This window comes from Jannaschia seosinensis (genome assembly GCF_001408515.1).
Taxonomy (GTDB): domain Bacteria; phylum Pseudomonadota; class Alphaproteobacteria; order Rhodobacterales; family Rhodobacteraceae; genus Jannaschia; species Jannaschia seosinensis.
Window position 1 is genome coordinate 1 of the sequence record NZ_CYPR01000106.1, and the last position, 14,122, is coordinate 14,122.

Genomic DNA, 14,122 nt, shown 5'->3' on the forward strand with positions numbered 1-14,122 from the left:
GAACCACATCAAGGCGTGGAAGGCCCACCTCGCAGCAGACCGGACGTCGTGCTCGAAGGCGAACGCCAATCAGATGCGTCTGATGCTGCACGGCTGCGCCTACTGGATTTGGTGGAAGCTCCGCGCGGCTTGCCCAAAACGTTCACCATGGCGCCGCGCCCAGTTCGACACGCTGCGGCTGCATNTCGTCAAACTGGCCGCCACCATCGTCGAAAAGAAGACCCGGATCATCGTGACCCTGCCGGCATCGTGTCCCCGAAAGGGACTTCTCCTCCTTCTCTTCGACGCCCTCGCCCCACCGAAAACAGCCTGACGCATGCGCCCCGACAAACCCCGAAACATCAACCCGTATCGCCCAAGACCCAAGTCACCGGCCGGCATGCCAACCGGACGCAAACACCGGGTGCGCGCAAGAAAACCGAGACCGGGGAAACCATCCCACGGAGCACAAGTCCGCAGCTTCATGAATTATGCGGGTTAACCGCATCTTAACGTCTGGAACCTATCGCCCCCCGACCCGAACCGCTCGGCAGGACGACGCCCGAACAGGCAGGGGGAGACGCAGCATTTGCCACTTGCGTCAACCTCGCCTAGTCCGGGCCAAGGGACGCGTTCCCGACGGAGATGACACAACGGCGACCGATCCGCCGGGGACCCGCAGGAAAGCCAGAGCGAATGATTCCCAATTTCGAACCCGACCGCTTCATCCAGTCCCTCCGCCGGCGCCGCAAATATCAGTTCTTTCTGATCGTCGACGCGGTGATCGTGGTCCTCTCGCTGGTCCTGTCGCTCCTGCTCATCCCGCTGCCGGAAACGGCGCCGGGCATCGCGGACATCATGTTGGTCGCGGCGCCGGTTCTGGCGGCGTTTTCCATGGCCCTGCTCGCGCTGTCGGGTCTTCCGGCCCTGAGGCTGGCGGAATTCGACGGCGCCGCCATTCTGCGGGCCGGTGCGATCGCCTGCGCCGTGGCCTTGGGCGGCGCACTCCTGACCGCGTTGTTCGACGTGGCGCTCCCCCCCGCGGGCTTCCTCATCTTCGCCATGACGGTCTGGCTGGGCATTTCGGTAGCCCGCGTGGTGGCGCTGCAGATCGTCCTCGCGATCTACCGCCGTGGGGCGGTCGTCCAGCGCGTGCTGATCTACGGCGCGGGCGTGACCGGTTCCCAACTCGCCCAAGCGTTCCGCAGCCATCACGAGATCGATGCCGTCGCCTTCGTCGACGACAATCCCGCTCTTCAGGGCGTGACCATAGCGGGCCTGCCCGTGTACACGCCGCTCCACATCGCCGAGATCGCGAAGCGCAAGCATATCGATCGCGTCCTCCTCGCCGTTCCCTCGCTGAGCCCGCCCAAGCAGGCGCGCATCGCCCGGCGGCTGCAGCGGCTGGGCCTGGAGGTCGAGGCGCTGCCGTCATTCTCGCAGATCATCGGCAGCGACGGTCTGGTCGACCGGCTCGAGACGCTGCGTCCGAAGATGTTCCTCAACCGTGATGAGGTGAAGGCCCCGCTGGAAAGCGCCGCCATTTACACGGGCAAATCCGTGATGGTCAGCGGGGCGGGCGGCTCCATCGGGTCGGAACTGTGCCGCCAGCTTCTCGAATGCCGACCGCGCAAGATGGTCCTGTTCGAGTTGAGCGAGATCGCGCTCTTCACCGTGCAGCAGGAACTGGCAGGCACGGCACGCGAGCAAGGGGTCGAGCTCGTGCCGGTCCTCGGCTCGGTTACCGACGGGCGGCAGGTCCGGCTCGTGCTCGCCGAACATCAGGTCGAGGTCGTCCTGCACGCGGCGGCCTACAAGCATGTCGATCTCGTTCAGCGCAACCCGCTCGCCGGTCTGGCCAACAACGTGCTCGGCACCCATATCCTTGCCACGGCCGTCGTCGAGGCGGGTGCGGAGCGGTTCATCCTGATCTCCTCGGACAAGGCCGTACGCCCCTGCGGTGTCATGGGCGCGACCAAGCGCCTGGCCGAGCTTATCGTTCAAGACATCGCCAGCCGCGTGGAAGAGGGCGGCACGACCCTCTCAATGGTGCGTTTCGGCAACGTGCTCGGGTCATCGGGATCCGTCGTCCCGATCTTTCAGGAGCAGGTCCGCCGCGGCGGCCCCGTGACCGTCACGCATCCGCATGTCACCCGCTACTTCATGACCATCCAGGAAGCCGCGCGGCTCGTGCTGCGGGCGGGTGCCATGGCGAAGGGCGGCGAGGTCTTCGTCCTCGACATGGGCGACCCCGTCCGCATCGTCGACCTCGCGCGTCAGACCATCGAAACGGCCGGATACACCGTCCAGTCGGAGGCCAATCCCCAAGGCGACATCGCCATCGAGTTCATCGGGCTGCGCGACGGCGAAAAACTCCACGAAGAGCTGTTCTTCAATGGTTCGGAGCGGCCAACCGCCCACAGCAAGATCTTCCGCACGCGCGAGGCCGGGCTGTCGGAATTCGAGATGGCCGACATCATCCGCCGCAGCCGCGAAGCCTTGGCGGCAGGCAATTCCGCTGCCGCCTTCGCCGTGGTGTCGCGCCTGATCAAGACGCCGGCCGCGACGGACACGCCGCAGGCCGCCCCCGCGCAACGCGTCTGAGATGCGCCGCGCCGTTTGACAGCGCACGCACACTGCGGCACTGGCTCGAACATGAAAACGGCACTCGTCACTGGATCCGCGGGCTTCATCGGCCATCACGTCGCCGCCCGGCTGCTCGATGCGGGCTGGCGGGTCATCGGGCTCGACAACCTTTCGGATTATTACGACCCGACCCTCAAACACCGCCGGAATGCGCAGCTTTCGGGCGACATCGAACATGTGACCGGCGACATCGCCAAACCGGGCCTCGTCGCCGGATTGATGGAGACCCATCGCCCGGAGGCCGTGATCCACTTGGCCGCACAGGCGGGCGTGCGCCACTCCATCGACGCGCCGCGCACCTATCTTCACGCCAATCTCGCCGGCACGTTCGAACTCCTTGAGGCCGCGCGGGCCTATCCGCCCGCCCATCTTCTGATGGCGTCGACATCCTCCGTCTACGGCGCAAGCCCCGACATGCCCTACCGCGAGATCGACCGCGCCGATCATCCGATCTCGTTCTATGCCGCCACGAAAAAGGCCGGCGAGGCGATGGCGCACAGCTACGCGAGCCTCTACCGCCTGCCGACCACGCTGTTCCGTTTCTTCACCGTCTATGGTCCCTGGGGACGCCCGGACATGGCGCCCTTCAAGTTCGTGCGCGCGATCCTCGCGGACGAGACGATCGACGTCTACAACCACGGGCGCATGCGCCGGGATTTCACCTACGTGGACGATCTGGTGACCGGGATCACCGGGCTGATCGACGTGATCCCGGGAGACGTGCCGGTTTCCGCCGCGGACAGCCTCAGCCCCGTCGCCCCCCATCGCATCGTCAACATCGGCAATGGCGAAGCGGTGGAACTTGACCGTTTCATCGCGGCGATCGAGGCCGCCACCGGCCGGACGGCGACACGCAACCTGATGGACATGCAGCCCGGCGATGTGCCCGCGACGTGGGCCGACACGATTCTGCTGACCGATCTTCTGGGGCATGCTCTGCCGCGCACCCCGATCGAGGAGGGCGTGCGCGCGTTCGTGGCTTGGTATCTGTCGGAATACGCACCGGACGACACGACATAAAATTTCCACGCCCGCGCCCCCTCCGGGGCGCTAAGCATATTATCCGGCCCGCGAAAGCCCGGCCGCTACTCAAAAGACGCAACAAAGGAAGCACCCATGCGCATCGCCATGATTGGAACCGGATATGTCGGCCTCGTCTCCGGGGTCTGCTTTTCCGATTTCGGGCACGAAGTGGTCTGCGTCGATCGCGACCCCCGCAAGATCGAAATGCTCAACCGCGGAAAGGTGCCGATCTTCGAGCCGGGCCTCGACGATTTGCTGGCGCGCAATGTCGCCGCCGGCCGGCTGAGCTTCACCAGCGACCTCGCCGCCGCCGTGGCCGGTGCCGATGCGGTCTTCATCGCCGTGGGCACGCCGACGCGCCGTGGCGACGGCCATGCCGACCTGAGCTACGTGATGGCCGCCACCGAGGAAATCGCGCGCGCCTTGACCGGCTACGCGGTCGTCGTCACCAAATCGACGGTCCCCGTCGGCACGAACCGCAAGGTTGCCGACACGCTCCGCGCAACCAATCCGCAGGCCGAATTCGACGTGGCCTCCAATCCCGAATTCCTGCGCGAAGGCGCGGCGATCGACGACTTCATGCGGCCCGATCGCGTCGTGGTCGGAGTCGAGACGGATCGCGCGGCCGAGGTCATGTCGAACATCTACCGCCCGCTTTACCTGCGGGACTTCCCGATCATGGTGACCGATCTCGAATCGGCCGAAATGATCAAATACGCCGCCAACGCCTTCCTCGCGACAAAGATCACTTTCATCAACGAGATCGCGGCGCTGTGCGAAAAGGTCGGCGCCGACGTCAAGAAGGTTTCGAAGGGCATGGGCCTCGACGGCCGGATCGGCAACAAGTTTCTCCATGCCGGACCGGGCTATGGCGGGTCGTGCTTCCCGAAGGACACCGCCGCGCTGGCCCGGATCGGACAGGAACACGCATCGCCCATGCAGATCGTCGAGACGGTCATTCGCGTGAACGAAGGCGTCAAGAACCGCATGGTCGGCAAGCTGCGCGATCTCTGCGACGGGTCGTTCAACGGGCGCACGATTGCGGTGCTGGGCGTGACCTTCAAGCCCAATACCGATGACATGCGTGACGCCCCCTCGCTCACGATCGTTCCGGCCCTCGTGGGCGGCGGCGCCAAGGTGCGCGTCGTCGATCCGGAAGGCGCGCGCGAGGGCGAGAACATGCTGCCCGGCGTGGAGTGGCTCGACGATCCCTATGCCGCCACCGAGGGGGCGGACCTGCTGGTCCTGCTGACGGAGTGGAATGAGTTCCGCGCCCTCGACCTGACGCGCATGTCCGAATCCATGGCCCGTGCCCGCATGGCCGACCTGCGCAACGTCTATTCCCAAGCGGTCGCCAAAGAGGCTGGTTTCGAAGCCTACGAGGCGGTCGGCCGATAACCGGCGGCGCCACTTCGCCCACCGTAACATGCGCGGCCAGTCCCGGAATCTCCTGGACTGGCCGCCGGCAAAAGGCAGATTTGCAACCTTCAGCGGAGGCGCGGCGAGTCTCCTCCGCCCGCATCTGCGCAACGGGTGTTTCACTGCCGATCCGATCCCGAGCAGCGCCGGGGACAGCGAACCGTCGCTTCCCGACTAGGTCCCGCCCGACACCCGATAGGCGGCTTCTTCGGCTGTCATCACGTAAGGGGGCGCGCCCCAGTCAGCTCCGAACCCAGAGAGCTTACCTCCGGCGCAACGCTCTGCCCAAGCGCGGCTTAGAAGAACGCGCTTCTTCCCGCCGATCGGCGGCTTGCGGTCTAGTTGCGCGACCCGGCCCATGCGCCTATCTGCCGAGGCCATGACCAATGCCACCCCCGAGACCTGTTCCGACCCGACCGAAACGGCGCGCGAGGTATTGCGTACCGAGGCGGCCGCGCTCGCCGCGCTGGCCGATGCAATGCCGCCCGACTTCGCCGCCACGGTCGACCTGATCGCGACACTTCCCGGCCGCGTCATCGTCACCGGCATCGGCAAGTCCGGTCATATCGCGCGCAAGATCGCTGCGACACTCGCCTCGACGGGGACACGCGCGCTCTTCGTCCATCCGGCCGAAGCCAGCCATGGCGATCTCGGCATGATCGGCGACGGCGATGCGATCCTCGCGATGTCCAATTCCGGCGAGACGGCGGAGCTGCGCGATATCGTGGCCCATGCCGCGCGCTTTTCGGTGCCGCTGATCGGGCTGTCCTCGCGCCCGAATTCCACTCTGATGCAGGCCGCGGATTTCCGCCTCACCCTGCCCGCCCTTCCGGAGGCCTGCGGGATCGGCATGGTCCCCACGACCTCCACGACGCTGACGCTGGGGCTGGGCGATGCGCTGGCAGTGGCGCTTCTGCGGCGACGCAATTTCCGGGCCGAAGATTTCTCGGTGTTCCACCCCGGCGGCAAGCTGGGCGCGCAGATGGCGCGGGTCTCGCAACTGATGCAGACGGGCGAACGCATGCCGCTCGTGGCCGCCGACACGCCCATGGGCGAGACGCTGATCGAGATGACGAGCAAGGGGCTCGGGATCGCCGCCGTCACTGACGGCGATGCGCTTCTGGGAGTGATCACCGACGGCGATTTGCGCCGCAACATGGCCGATCTGATGTCGCGCAATGCCGGCGACGTCGCAACGCGCGATCCGCTGACGGTGACGCCCGGCATGCTGGCTGCTGGGGCGCTCGCGCTTCTGAACGAGCGCAAGATCAACGTCCTCGTCGTCTGCGAGGATGGCCGCCCCGTCGGGATCCTGCATGTCCATGATCTTCTCAGAGCGGGTGTCGCATGAAGACCACGATCCTGATCCCGGCACGCTACGCGTCCAGCCGTTATCCCGGCAAACCGCTGGTGGAGTTGCGTCAAGGCGACGGGAGCTTCAAAAGCCTCATCCGCATGACGTGGGAGGCCGCACAGCAGGTGCGCGGCGTCGATGCCGTGCATGTCGCCACCGACGACGACCGGATCCGCGCCGCTTGCGAGGACTTCGGCGCCTCGGTGCTGATGACCTCCCGAGACGCGGCCAACGGAACCGAGCGGTGTGCCGATACGCTCGACCGGCTGGAGGCGGATCTGATCGTCAACCTTCAGGGTGACGCGCCGCTGACCCCGCCCTGGTTCATCGAAGCGCTGATCGCGCGCATGGCCGAGGACACGAAGGCGGCCGTCGCCACGCCGGTTCTGCGCTGCGACCGGCGGACCTACGACATGTTCGTCGAGGATCGCCGCGCCGGCCGCGTGGGCGGCACCACCGCCGTTTTCGACGCGCGCGGCCACGGGCTCTACTTCACCAAGGAGGTCGTGCCCTACATCCACCCCGACAAGGTGCCGGCCGAGAACATCCCGGTCTTCCACCATGTCGGCGTCTATGCCTATCGTCCCGACGCGCTACGGGCCTATGTCGGGTGGCCCGAGGGCGTCCTGGAACGCAACGAGGGGCTGGAGCAACTCCGCTTCATCGAAAACGGCGCGACCGTCGCCTGCGTCGAGGTCGAATCGCGCGGCCGCGTATTCTGGGAACTCAACAACCCCGAGGACGTGCCCCGCATAGAAGCCGTTCTGAAAGGAGAATGAGATGAACCCGATTTCCGCAAAGGTCGTCGACGTCGCCGACATCCCCTGCGGCGGGGACCATCCGTTCATGCTCATCACCGGGCCGTGCCAGCTCGAATCGCTCGATCATGCGCGCATGATGGCGGAGCGGATCGCCGCAGCTTGCGCGCCGACGAACACACGCTTCGTCTTCAAGGCCAGCTACGACAAGGCGAACCGTTCCTCTCTGGGCACCGAGCGGGGTCTCGGGATGGAGGAGGGCCTGCGCATCCTCGACACGATCCGAACCGAGTTCGGCTGCCCCGTCCTGACCGATGTCCATGAGCCGGGCCATTGCGCACCCGCGGGCGACGTCTGCGATATCCTGCAAATCCCCGCCTTCCTGTCGCGCCAGACGGATTTGCTTCTGGCCGCCGGCCAGACGGGGCGGGTCGTCAACATCAAGAAGGGCCAGTTCCTCGCCCCGTGGGACATGGCCAACGTGGCCGCCAAGGTCGCGTCCACCGGCAATGAGAACATCCTGCTCTGCGAACGGGGGACGAGCTTCGGCTACAACACGCTGGTCAGCGATTTTCGCGGCCTGCCGGTGATGGAGGCGACCGGCTACCCGGTGGTCTTCGACGCCACCCATTCCGTGCAGCAGCCCGGCGGCCAAGGCGGCCGTTCCGGCGGGCAGCGGGAATTCGCGCCGGTCCTCGCGCGGGCCGCCTGCGCGGTCGGTATCTCCGCCCTCTTCATCGAAACGCATCAGGATCCCGACAACGCCCCGTCCGATGGGCCGAACATGATCCCCATCGACCGGATGGCCGACCTGATCGCCGAATTGCGCGCCTTCGACGACCTGCGAAAGGGCCGCTGACCGGCCCTAGCGTCTCAAGGGGGTCGAGGCGGCGCGGCAAGCGGACCAATCCCCGATGTCGGGGTAATGCCGCCGCCGCCATGCGCGCACCCGCGGGTTCATCATGCGCCGCCAGAGCGGCGGGACCATCGCCGCCGCGGTCATCGCCAGGTAGCCCGCAGGCAGTTGCGGCGCCTCCTCTTCGTCGTAGGTCTGCAGCAAGGGAAAAGGCCGGTCGGGCTTATAGTGATGGTCGGAATGACGCTGCAGGTTGATCAGCATCCAGTTCGACACCTTCCGCGCCGAGTTCCACGAGTGATGCGGGCGCACGGGTTCGTATCTGCCGCCGCCCAGATGGCGCCGCGTCAGGCCATAATGCTCGACATAATTGACGAGCTCGAGCTGCCAGATCGCGGTTCCCGCCTGCACCAGAAACAGCCCCAGCCCCGTCCATCCCCCCAGGAGCAGCGCCATCGACAGCATCGCCGCCTGCAACGCACCATAGCGACAGAACGGGTTGCCAATGTGCCAGAACGGCAACCCCCGGCGCGCCAGCATCGCCGCCTCCGCCCGCCAGGCCGACACGAGGCTCTGGCGCAGGACGCGTGGATAGAAGCGGTGGAATCCCTCGTTGTAACGGGCCGTGGCCGGGTCGCGCGGGGTGGCGACATGGCGATGATGGACCAGAAGATGCTCCGACCGGAAATGCGAATAGAGCACCGACGCCAGCAGCAGATCCGCCGTCCACCGGTCCCATTTCGGCTTCTGGTGCAGCAACTCATGGGCATAGTTGATGCCGATCGTGCCCGACACGACACCCATCCCGAAGAACAGGCCCACGAGTTCCCACACGCCCAGATGCGGCGCGCGGGTCGCGTAGTCGATCAGCGCGAAAAGCGTCGCAATCTGCACCGGCCCCCAGAGCAGCGTGATCGCGCGGTACCAGCCCAGCTGCGATCGATCCGTCAGGGGGTCGGCATTGCGCTCCTCCGTTCCGGCCACAAGGTCGAGGACAGAGTACAGGCCCCAAGCATAAACCGGCACCGACAGAACCCACCATCCGCCCTGCACCGCGCTGAACCAGATGACCGGCACCATGGTCAGCGAGATCCAGAACGGCAGCGCCGCGGCGGGTCCGCGGACCCGGTCCTCCTCCAGCGTGACAATCGTCATGCACGTCTATCCGGATCCAACACCCTCTCCTTCGCCTATTGCCCGCACCTTTCTCGGGCGCGGCAGGTTCGACATCACGTTAGCAGGGCATGGGCCTTGGCGAACAGCGTCGGCAAGGACGCAGGATCCAGCGGACCGAACGTTCCCCGGTCCGGATTTCCCGCCGCCCCCGTGGTCAGCACCTGCAGCGTCAGGCGGAAATGGGTGAAGCCGTGCCGCACCTCGCCGACGGGTTTCCACTCCGCCGCGAATGGCGGCGCGGGCGCGGGCGTCTCGGACCAGTCCGATGTCGGGAAGGCCCGCATGCCGCCCAGAAGCCCCCGTTCCGGCCGCATCTCCGTCAGCCATTCGTCGCCACGCCGCGCAAGATAGACATAGCCGCGCCGTTCCGGCCGCGCGGCTTTAGGCGCCTTGCGCGGCAAGCTCGTGGCGGTGCCCTTGGCACGCGCCGCGCAATGCACCGCGAGCGGGCAGATAACGCAGGCCGGATTGCGCGGGGTGCAGATCGTGGCACCCAGGTCCATCATCGCCTGCGCATGGTCGCCCGGCCGCTCCTCGGGCGTCATTGCCGCCGCCTCCGCGCGGATCTCGGGTTTCGAGGCAGGCAGCGGCGTCTCGATGGCGGCGAGACGCGAGATCACGCGCTCCACATTTCCGTCGACGACCACGGCGGGCTGATCGAAGGCGATCGCGGCGATGGCGGCCGAGGTATAGGGGCCGATTCCGGGCAACGCCCGCAACTCCGCCTCCGTCTGCGGAAAGTGCCCGTCCATCTCGCCCGCCACGACCCGTGCGCAGGCCAGCAGGTTCCGCGCCCGCGCATAATATCCGAGCCCCGCCCAGGCCGCCATGACATTCGCATCCGCCGCCGCCGCCAACGCGCCCACATCCGGCCAGGCCGCGGTGAACCGGGCGAAGTACCCCTTGACCGCCGCAACCGTGGTCTGCTGCAGCATCACCTCGCTGAGCCAGATGCGATAGGGGTCGGGCCGATCCGCCGATCCCGGCGGCACGCGCCACGGCAGATCGCGGGCATGCCGGTCGTACCAGTCGCGCAACGCCACCGCCCTCGGATCACGCATCGGTGAAGCTCCCCCTGTTTCCCCGGCCCACCCGTGATGTAGGATGAGCCGTCATTCGGAGGAACCCCGCGACCATGGCCAGCTTCCGCAAATCCGCGCGCCGCGTCTCGACCCTCGTGGAACGCGATGTCCGCCGTCTGGGCGAATCCCGCGGCTTCGCCGAATCGCGGCTGCTCACGCATTGGGCGGAGATCGTCGGCCCCGACATCGCCGCAATCTGCCGGCCTGTTCAGGTCAGCTTTCCGCGCAGCGGCTTCGGGGCGGTGCTCAAGGTGCTGACGACGGGGGCACAGGCTCCGATGCTGGAGATGCAGCTTCCCCGGATCATCGAGAAGGTAAACGCCTGCTACGGCTACCGCGCGATCAGCCGCATCACCCTGACCCAGACCGCGCCCACCGGCTTTGCCGAGGGGCAGGTGTCGTTCGAGACCAATCCGAACCGCGCGGCACAACCGCCCGAGACGCCCGAAATCGTCCGCACCGAAGCCCGCAAGACCGCCGCCGGCGTCGGAGACCCCGCCCTGCGCGACAGCCTTGAACGGCTTGCCGCCAACATCATATCGAGGCGACGCGCCGACACCGCGCGCCAAGGAGGAAAGACATGATCGACAGACGCAAAGCCCTGATCCTCGGCGGCGCCGCCATTCTCGGAACGGGCGCGTACGGCTTGTGGAACGGCAATTCCACCACGTCCGGCCTCGTGGATCTGGGCGCGGCCCGGGCGCAGGGCACGGCCGATATCGCGGAAATCACGCTCGGCCGCGAAGATGCGCCGGTCAAGGTCGTGGAATATGCCAGCTATACCTGCCCGCATTGCGCAAGCTTCCACAACGATACCTTCAAGGATTTCAAGCGGGAGTACATCGACACCGGCAAGGTGCACTTCACCTACCGCGAGGTGTTTTTCGACCGCTACGGTCTCTGGGCCGCGATGATCGCCCGCTGCGTGGGCCCGGAGCGGTATTTCGGCGTGGCCGACATGCTCTACCAGACCCAGAGCGAATGGGCCCGGCAGGGTGATCCCGCCGCGGTCGCCCAGAGCCTCAAGCGCATCGGCGCCCAGGCCGGCCTGTCGCCGGAAGAGGCCGATGCCTGCCTGGAGGATGCCGAAAAGGCGCAGGCCCTCGTGGCTTGGTACGAGGCGAAGACCGCCGAGGACGGCGTCCGGTCGACCCCCTCCTTCGTGATCGACGGGAACCTGCATTCGGGCAACATGAGCCTCGCGCAGATCGGTGCCTTGGTGGACGAAGCCGCCGGCTGATCCGCGGGATTATCCGAAGACGTGACCCTTAGGGGCCGTTTGGCGATACCGTCACACGGCCTCTTTCGTTGCGAACAACGCATCCAGCGCCGCGTCGAGCGGGGTCGGATCGACGATCTGCAACCGCACGGGCAGGGTCATGACCCGGCCCCGCAGGGCGGGCGGCAGACGAACGGCGTCCTTCTCCGTCGTCACCGGCTGCGCCGACAGATGCGCGGCCCGCTCCCCGAGCCGCTTCAGCAATGCGGGCGTGAGCGGTTGATGATCGGCCAGCGCCTCGGTCCCCTTCACCTCCGCCCCGACGCTCCGCAGCGTCTCGAAGAATTTCTCCGGCCGCCCGATCCCCGCGAAGGCGAAGACCGGCAGGCCCGCCCAATCCATCCCGGTGGCCAGCGGCACCAGACGGCCCAGCATGTGCGGCAGATCCGTCTCGACCGCCGCACGCGCCGCACCGATGCTCAGGAGCATGTCCGCCCGTGCCAGCCCCGCCGCCACCGGTTCGCGCAAGGGACCTGCGGGAATGACGCGCCCGTTGCCGAAACCCGCCCCGGCATCGACCACCACGATCGACAGATCCTTGACCAGCGCGGGGTTCTGGAATCCGTCATCGAGCAGGATCGCCTCCGCTCCGGCGGCTATCGCGGCGCGCGCCCCCGCGGCCCGGTCGCGCGCCACCCATGTCGGCGCGAAGGCGGCGAGCAGGAGCGGCTCATCGCCCACCTCGTCGGCTTCATGCACTCTCGGATCCACACGGACCGGCCCCTCCAGCCGCCCGCCATGCCCGCGCGAGACGACGTGCGCCGCAACATCCCGCGCCGCCAGCCGCTCGGCCAGCGCGATGACCGTCGGCGTCTTGCCCGCGCCCCCGGCCGTCAGGTTTCCCACACAGATCACCGGCACGTCCACGCGCGCACCCGCCCGCGCCACACGCCGCGCCGTCCCGGCCGCATAAAGCGCCCCGAGCGGCGCCAGAACCGTGCTGAGCGCGCCCGGAGGCCGGGACCAGAAGCGCGGGGCCCGCGGCATGTCAGGCCACCCCGTCCAGCATGGCAAGCAGCAGATCCACCGCCTTTTCCGTCACATCCGCCCCCTCGGAGCAGACGGACCATGCGGCATGCGCCAGCCGCGCGGCCTCGTCGGATTCCAGCGTGCGGACGACGGCCGGCGCAAGGGATTTCTCGTCCACCTCGAGCGCCGCATCGGCCGCGCGCAGGCGGGCATAGATGTCGGCGAAATTGTGGACATGGCGGCCGTGCAGGATCGCCGATCCGAGGGCCGCGGGTTCGAACGGATTGTGCCCCCCGATCTCCATCAGCGATCCGCCGATCAGGCTGACGGGGCAAAGCCGGTACCACAGGCCCATCTCCCCGATCGTGTCGGCGAGGTAGATCTGCGTCTCGTCGGTGATCTCCTCACCGGCACTGCGCCGCGCCAGCTTCCAACCTGCGCCGCGCAGTTCCGCCGCGATGGCATCGGCCCGGTGCGGGTGGCGCGGCGCGATGATCAGAAGCAGCTTGTGCCAAGACCGGCGGGCGGCGGAATGGGCCGCGGCGGCAATGGCCTCCTCGCTCTCATGCGTCGACGCGGCGAGCCAGACGGGACGCCCGTTCAAGAGCGCGGCAAGCCGCTGCCGCTCCGCCTCGTCATGGGGCAGCGCGGCCGAGCCTTCCTTGAGCGTTCCCGTCACCTCCAGACGCCGGCGCGGCAGACCGAGCGAGAGCAGCCGCTCCGCCGTCTCCGCCTCCTGCGCCTGCACCGCGTCGATCCGCGACAGAAGCGCCGCCGCCGCCCGCCGCGCAACGCGCCAGCGGCGATGCGCACCATCGGTCATGCGCGCATTGATCATGGCGATCGGCACGCCGCGCGCAGACGTCTCGTGGATCAGGCCGGGCCAGATCTCTCCTTCGGCCAGAACGCAGAGATCGGGACGCCAGTGATCGAGGAACCGCCGCATCCACGGCCGCAGGTCGAGCGGCACGTATTGATGCACCACCCCCTCCGGCAGCCGATCCGACAGGGCCTGCGCCGAGGTGACCGTGCCCGTCGTCAGCAGAAACGACAGCTCCGGGCGCTCCTCCCCGATGCGGCGGATCATCTCGAGGAGCGACACGCTCTCCCCGACGCTGGCGGCATGGAGCCAGATCAGCGGCCCCTCGGGACGCGGGAGGGACGCGATGCCGCGACGCTCCTCGAGCCGCGCGGCATCTTCCTTGCCCGCCGCCAGCCTGCGCCGAAGAACCCGGTCGCCCCAGCGGGCGCCGTGTTCGGCAAAGGCCAGATAGGCGCCCAGCAGGGGCGAACGGGGCATGATGTCAGCCCAGTTCCTCGGTCGGCGACGCCTCGCGCTCCTCGTCGCGCAGCCGGTGAATATGGGCGATGAAATAACGCATGTGGGCGTCGTCCACCGTGCGCTGCGCAGCACCCTTCCACGCGTCGAAGGCGCTGGCGTAATCGGGATACATGCCGACGATGTCGATCTTGTCGACATCGGCGAACTTGTTGGAGCTGGGGCTGACCAGCTCGCCGCCGAAGACGAGATGCAGGCGTTGGACCATCGGAACCTCCTTGGGTATCTCCCCGCCCCATAGC

At 67.4% G+C, this 14,122-nt stretch carries 14 protein-coding genes; 9 read left to right on the forward strand and 5 right to left on the reverse strand.

Annotated elements, in window-relative coordinates; genetic code table 11:
* From JSE7799_RS08475 to kdsA, 7 genes are all read left to right on the forward strand, one after another.
* Positions 1 to 313 (forward strand): transposase (locus tag JSE7799_RS08475; protein WP_186201883.1); only part of this gene is annotated, 313 nt, incomplete at its 5' end.
* A gap of 362 nt (positions 314 to 675) precedes the next feature.
* Entirely contained in the window at positions 676 to 2,583 is a 1,908-nt protein-coding gene (locus tag JSE7799_RS08480; protein ID WP_055663221.1) for a polysaccharide biosynthesis protein, read from the forward strand.
* A gap of 51 nt (positions 2,584 to 2,634) precedes the next feature.
* Positions 2,635 to 3,645, forward strand: a complete 1,011-nt coding sequence (locus tag JSE7799_RS08485; protein ID WP_055663222.1) for an SDR family NAD(P)-dependent oxidoreductase — start codon at positions 2,635 to 2,637, stop codon at positions 3,643 to 3,645.
* 96 nt (positions 3,646 to 3,741) lie between these two features.
* Positions 3,742 to 5,046, forward strand: coding sequence for a UDP-glucose dehydrogenase family protein (locus tag JSE7799_RS08490; RefSeq protein ID WP_055663223.1), 1,305 nt, complete (start codon positions 3,742 to 3,744; stop codon positions 5,044 to 5,046).
* A 400-nt stretch (positions 5,047 to 5,446) separates the two neighbouring features.
* Positions 5,447 to 6,418, forward strand: coding sequence for a KpsF/GutQ family sugar-phosphate isomerase (locus tag JSE7799_RS08495; RefSeq protein WP_055663266.1), 972 nt, complete (start codon positions 5,447 to 5,449; stop codon positions 6,416 to 6,418).
* Positions 6,415 to 7,200 (forward strand): 3-deoxy-manno-octulosonate cytidylyltransferase, encoded by a 786-nt coding sequence (locus JSE7799_RS08500; RefSeq protein ID WP_055663224.1) that lies wholly within the window; start codon positions 6,415 to 6,417, stop codon positions 7,198 to 7,200. The genes JSE7799_RS08495 and JSE7799_RS08500 overlap by 4 nt, the downstream gene beginning before the upstream one ends.
* 1 nt (position 7,201) lies before the next feature.
* Positions 7,202 to 8,038: a 3-deoxy-8-phosphooctulonate synthase gene (gene kdsA / locus JSE7799_RS08505; RefSeq protein ID WP_055663225.1), complete on the forward strand. Its 837-nt coding sequence runs from the start codon at positions 7,202 to 7,204 to the stop codon at positions 8,036 to 8,038.
* Between the two features lie 6 nt (positions 8,039 to 8,044).
* Here kdsA and JSE7799_RS08510 read toward each other — a convergent pair whose 3' ends face one another.
* Together JSE7799_RS08510 and JSE7799_RS08515 are read right to left on the reverse strand one after the other, a co-directional pair.
* Positions 8,045 to 9,190, reverse strand: a complete 1,146-nt coding sequence (locus tag JSE7799_RS08510; protein WP_055663226.1) for an alkane 1-monooxygenase — start codon at positions 9,188 to 9,190, stop codon at positions 8,045 to 8,047.
* A gap of 74 nt (positions 9,191 to 9,264) precedes the next feature.
* Positions 9,265 to 10,272: an A/G-specific adenine glycosylase gene (locus JSE7799_RS08515; protein ID WP_055663227.1), complete on the reverse strand. Its 1,008-nt coding sequence runs from the start codon at positions 10,270 to 10,272 to the stop codon at positions 9,265 to 9,267.
* A 74-nt stretch (positions 10,273 to 10,346) separates the two neighbouring features.
* On the opposite strand from JSE7799_RS08515, the gene JSE7799_RS08520 reads away from it, so the two are divergent.
* Positions 10,347 to 10,877 (forward strand): DUF721 domain-containing protein, encoded by a 531-nt coding sequence (locus JSE7799_RS08520; RefSeq protein WP_055663228.1) that lies wholly within the window; start codon positions 10,347 to 10,349, stop codon positions 10,875 to 10,877.
* Positions 10,874 to 11,533, forward strand: coding sequence for a DsbA family protein (locus JSE7799_RS08525; protein WP_055663229.1), 660 nt, complete (start codon positions 10,874 to 10,876; stop codon positions 11,531 to 11,533). The genes JSE7799_RS08520 and JSE7799_RS08525 overlap by 4 nt, the downstream gene beginning before the upstream one ends.
* 51 nt (positions 11,534 to 11,584) lie before the next feature.
* Here the strand turns inward: JSE7799_RS08525 and lpxK are convergent, their stop codons facing one another.
* Genes lpxK through JSE7799_RS08540 form a run of 3 tightly spaced genes read right to left on the reverse strand, consistent with a single transcriptional unit; the run spans position 11,585 to position 14,088 of the window.
* Entirely contained in the window at positions 11,585 to 12,559 is a 975-nt protein-coding gene (lpxK, locus tag JSE7799_RS08530) for a tetraacyldisaccharide 4'-kinase (RefSeq protein ID WP_055663230.1), read from the reverse strand.
* Between the two features lies 1 nt (position 12,560).
* Entirely contained in the window at positions 12,561 to 13,841 is a 1,281-nt protein-coding gene (locus tag JSE7799_RS08535) for a 3-deoxy-D-manno-octulosonic acid transferase (protein WP_055663231.1), read from the reverse strand.
* A gap of 4 nt (positions 13,842 to 13,845) precedes the next feature.
* A complete protein-coding gene (locus tag JSE7799_RS08540) occupies positions 13,846 to 14,088 on the reverse strand; it encodes a DUF4170 domain-containing protein (protein WP_055663232.1) in 243 nt (80 codons plus the stop codon).
* Between the last annotated feature and the right edge of the window lie 34 nt (positions 14,089 to 14,122).

Excerpts from the sequence above, each read along its gene's own strand:
- JSE7799_RS08495 (WP_055663266.1), top strand. The coding sequence starts at position 5,447 with ATGACCAATGCCACCCCCGAGACCTGTTCCGACCCGACCGAAACGGCG.
- JSE7799_RS08490 (WP_055663223.1), top strand. The coding sequence starts at position 3,742 with ATGCGCATCGCCATGATTGGAACCGGATATGTCGGCCTCGTCTCCGGG.
- JSE7799_RS08485 (WP_055663222.1), top strand. The coding sequence starts at position 2,635 with ATGAAAACGGCACTCGTCACTGGATCCGCGGGCTTCATCGGCCATCAC.
- JSE7799_RS08500 (WP_055663224.1), top strand. The coding sequence starts at position 6,415 with ATGAAGACCACGATCCTGATCCCGGCACGCTACGCGTCCAGCCGTTAT.
- JSE7799_RS08520 (WP_055663228.1), top strand. The coding sequence starts at position 10,347 with ATGGCCAGCTTCCGCAAATCCGCGCGCCGCGTCTCGACCCTCGTGGAA.
- JSE7799_RS08510 (WP_055663226.1), bottom strand. The coding sequence starts at position 9,190 with ATGACGATTGTCACGCTGGAGGAGGACCGGGTCCGCGGACCCGCCGCG.
- JSE7799_RS08480 (WP_055663221.1), top strand. The coding sequence starts at position 676 with ATGATTCCCAATTTCGAACCCGACCGCTTCATCCAGTCCCTCCGCCGG.
- JSE7799_RS08515 (WP_055663227.1), bottom strand. The coding sequence starts at position 10,272 with ATGCGTGATCCGAGGGCGGTGGCGTTGCGCGACTGGTACGACCGGCAT.
- kdsA (WP_055663225.1), top strand. The coding sequence starts at position 7,202 with ATGAACCCGATTTCCGCAAAGGTCGTCGACGTCGCCGACATCCCCTGC.
- JSE7799_RS08525 (WP_055663229.1), top strand. The coding sequence starts at position 10,874 with ATGATCGACAGACGCAAAGCCCTGATCCTCGGCGGCGCCGCCATTCTC.
- JSE7799_RS08535 (WP_055663231.1), bottom strand. The coding sequence starts at position 13,841 with ATGCCCCGTTCGCCCCTGCTGGGCGCCTATCTGGCCTTTGCCGAACAC.
- JSE7799_RS08540 (WP_055663232.1), bottom strand. The coding sequence starts at position 14,088 with ATGGTCCAACGCCTGCATCTCGTCTTCGGCGGCGAGCTGGTCAGCCCC.
- lpxK (WP_055663230.1), bottom strand. The coding sequence starts at position 12,559 with ATGCCGCGGGCCCCGCGCTTCTGGTCCCGGCCTCCGGGCGCGCTCAGC.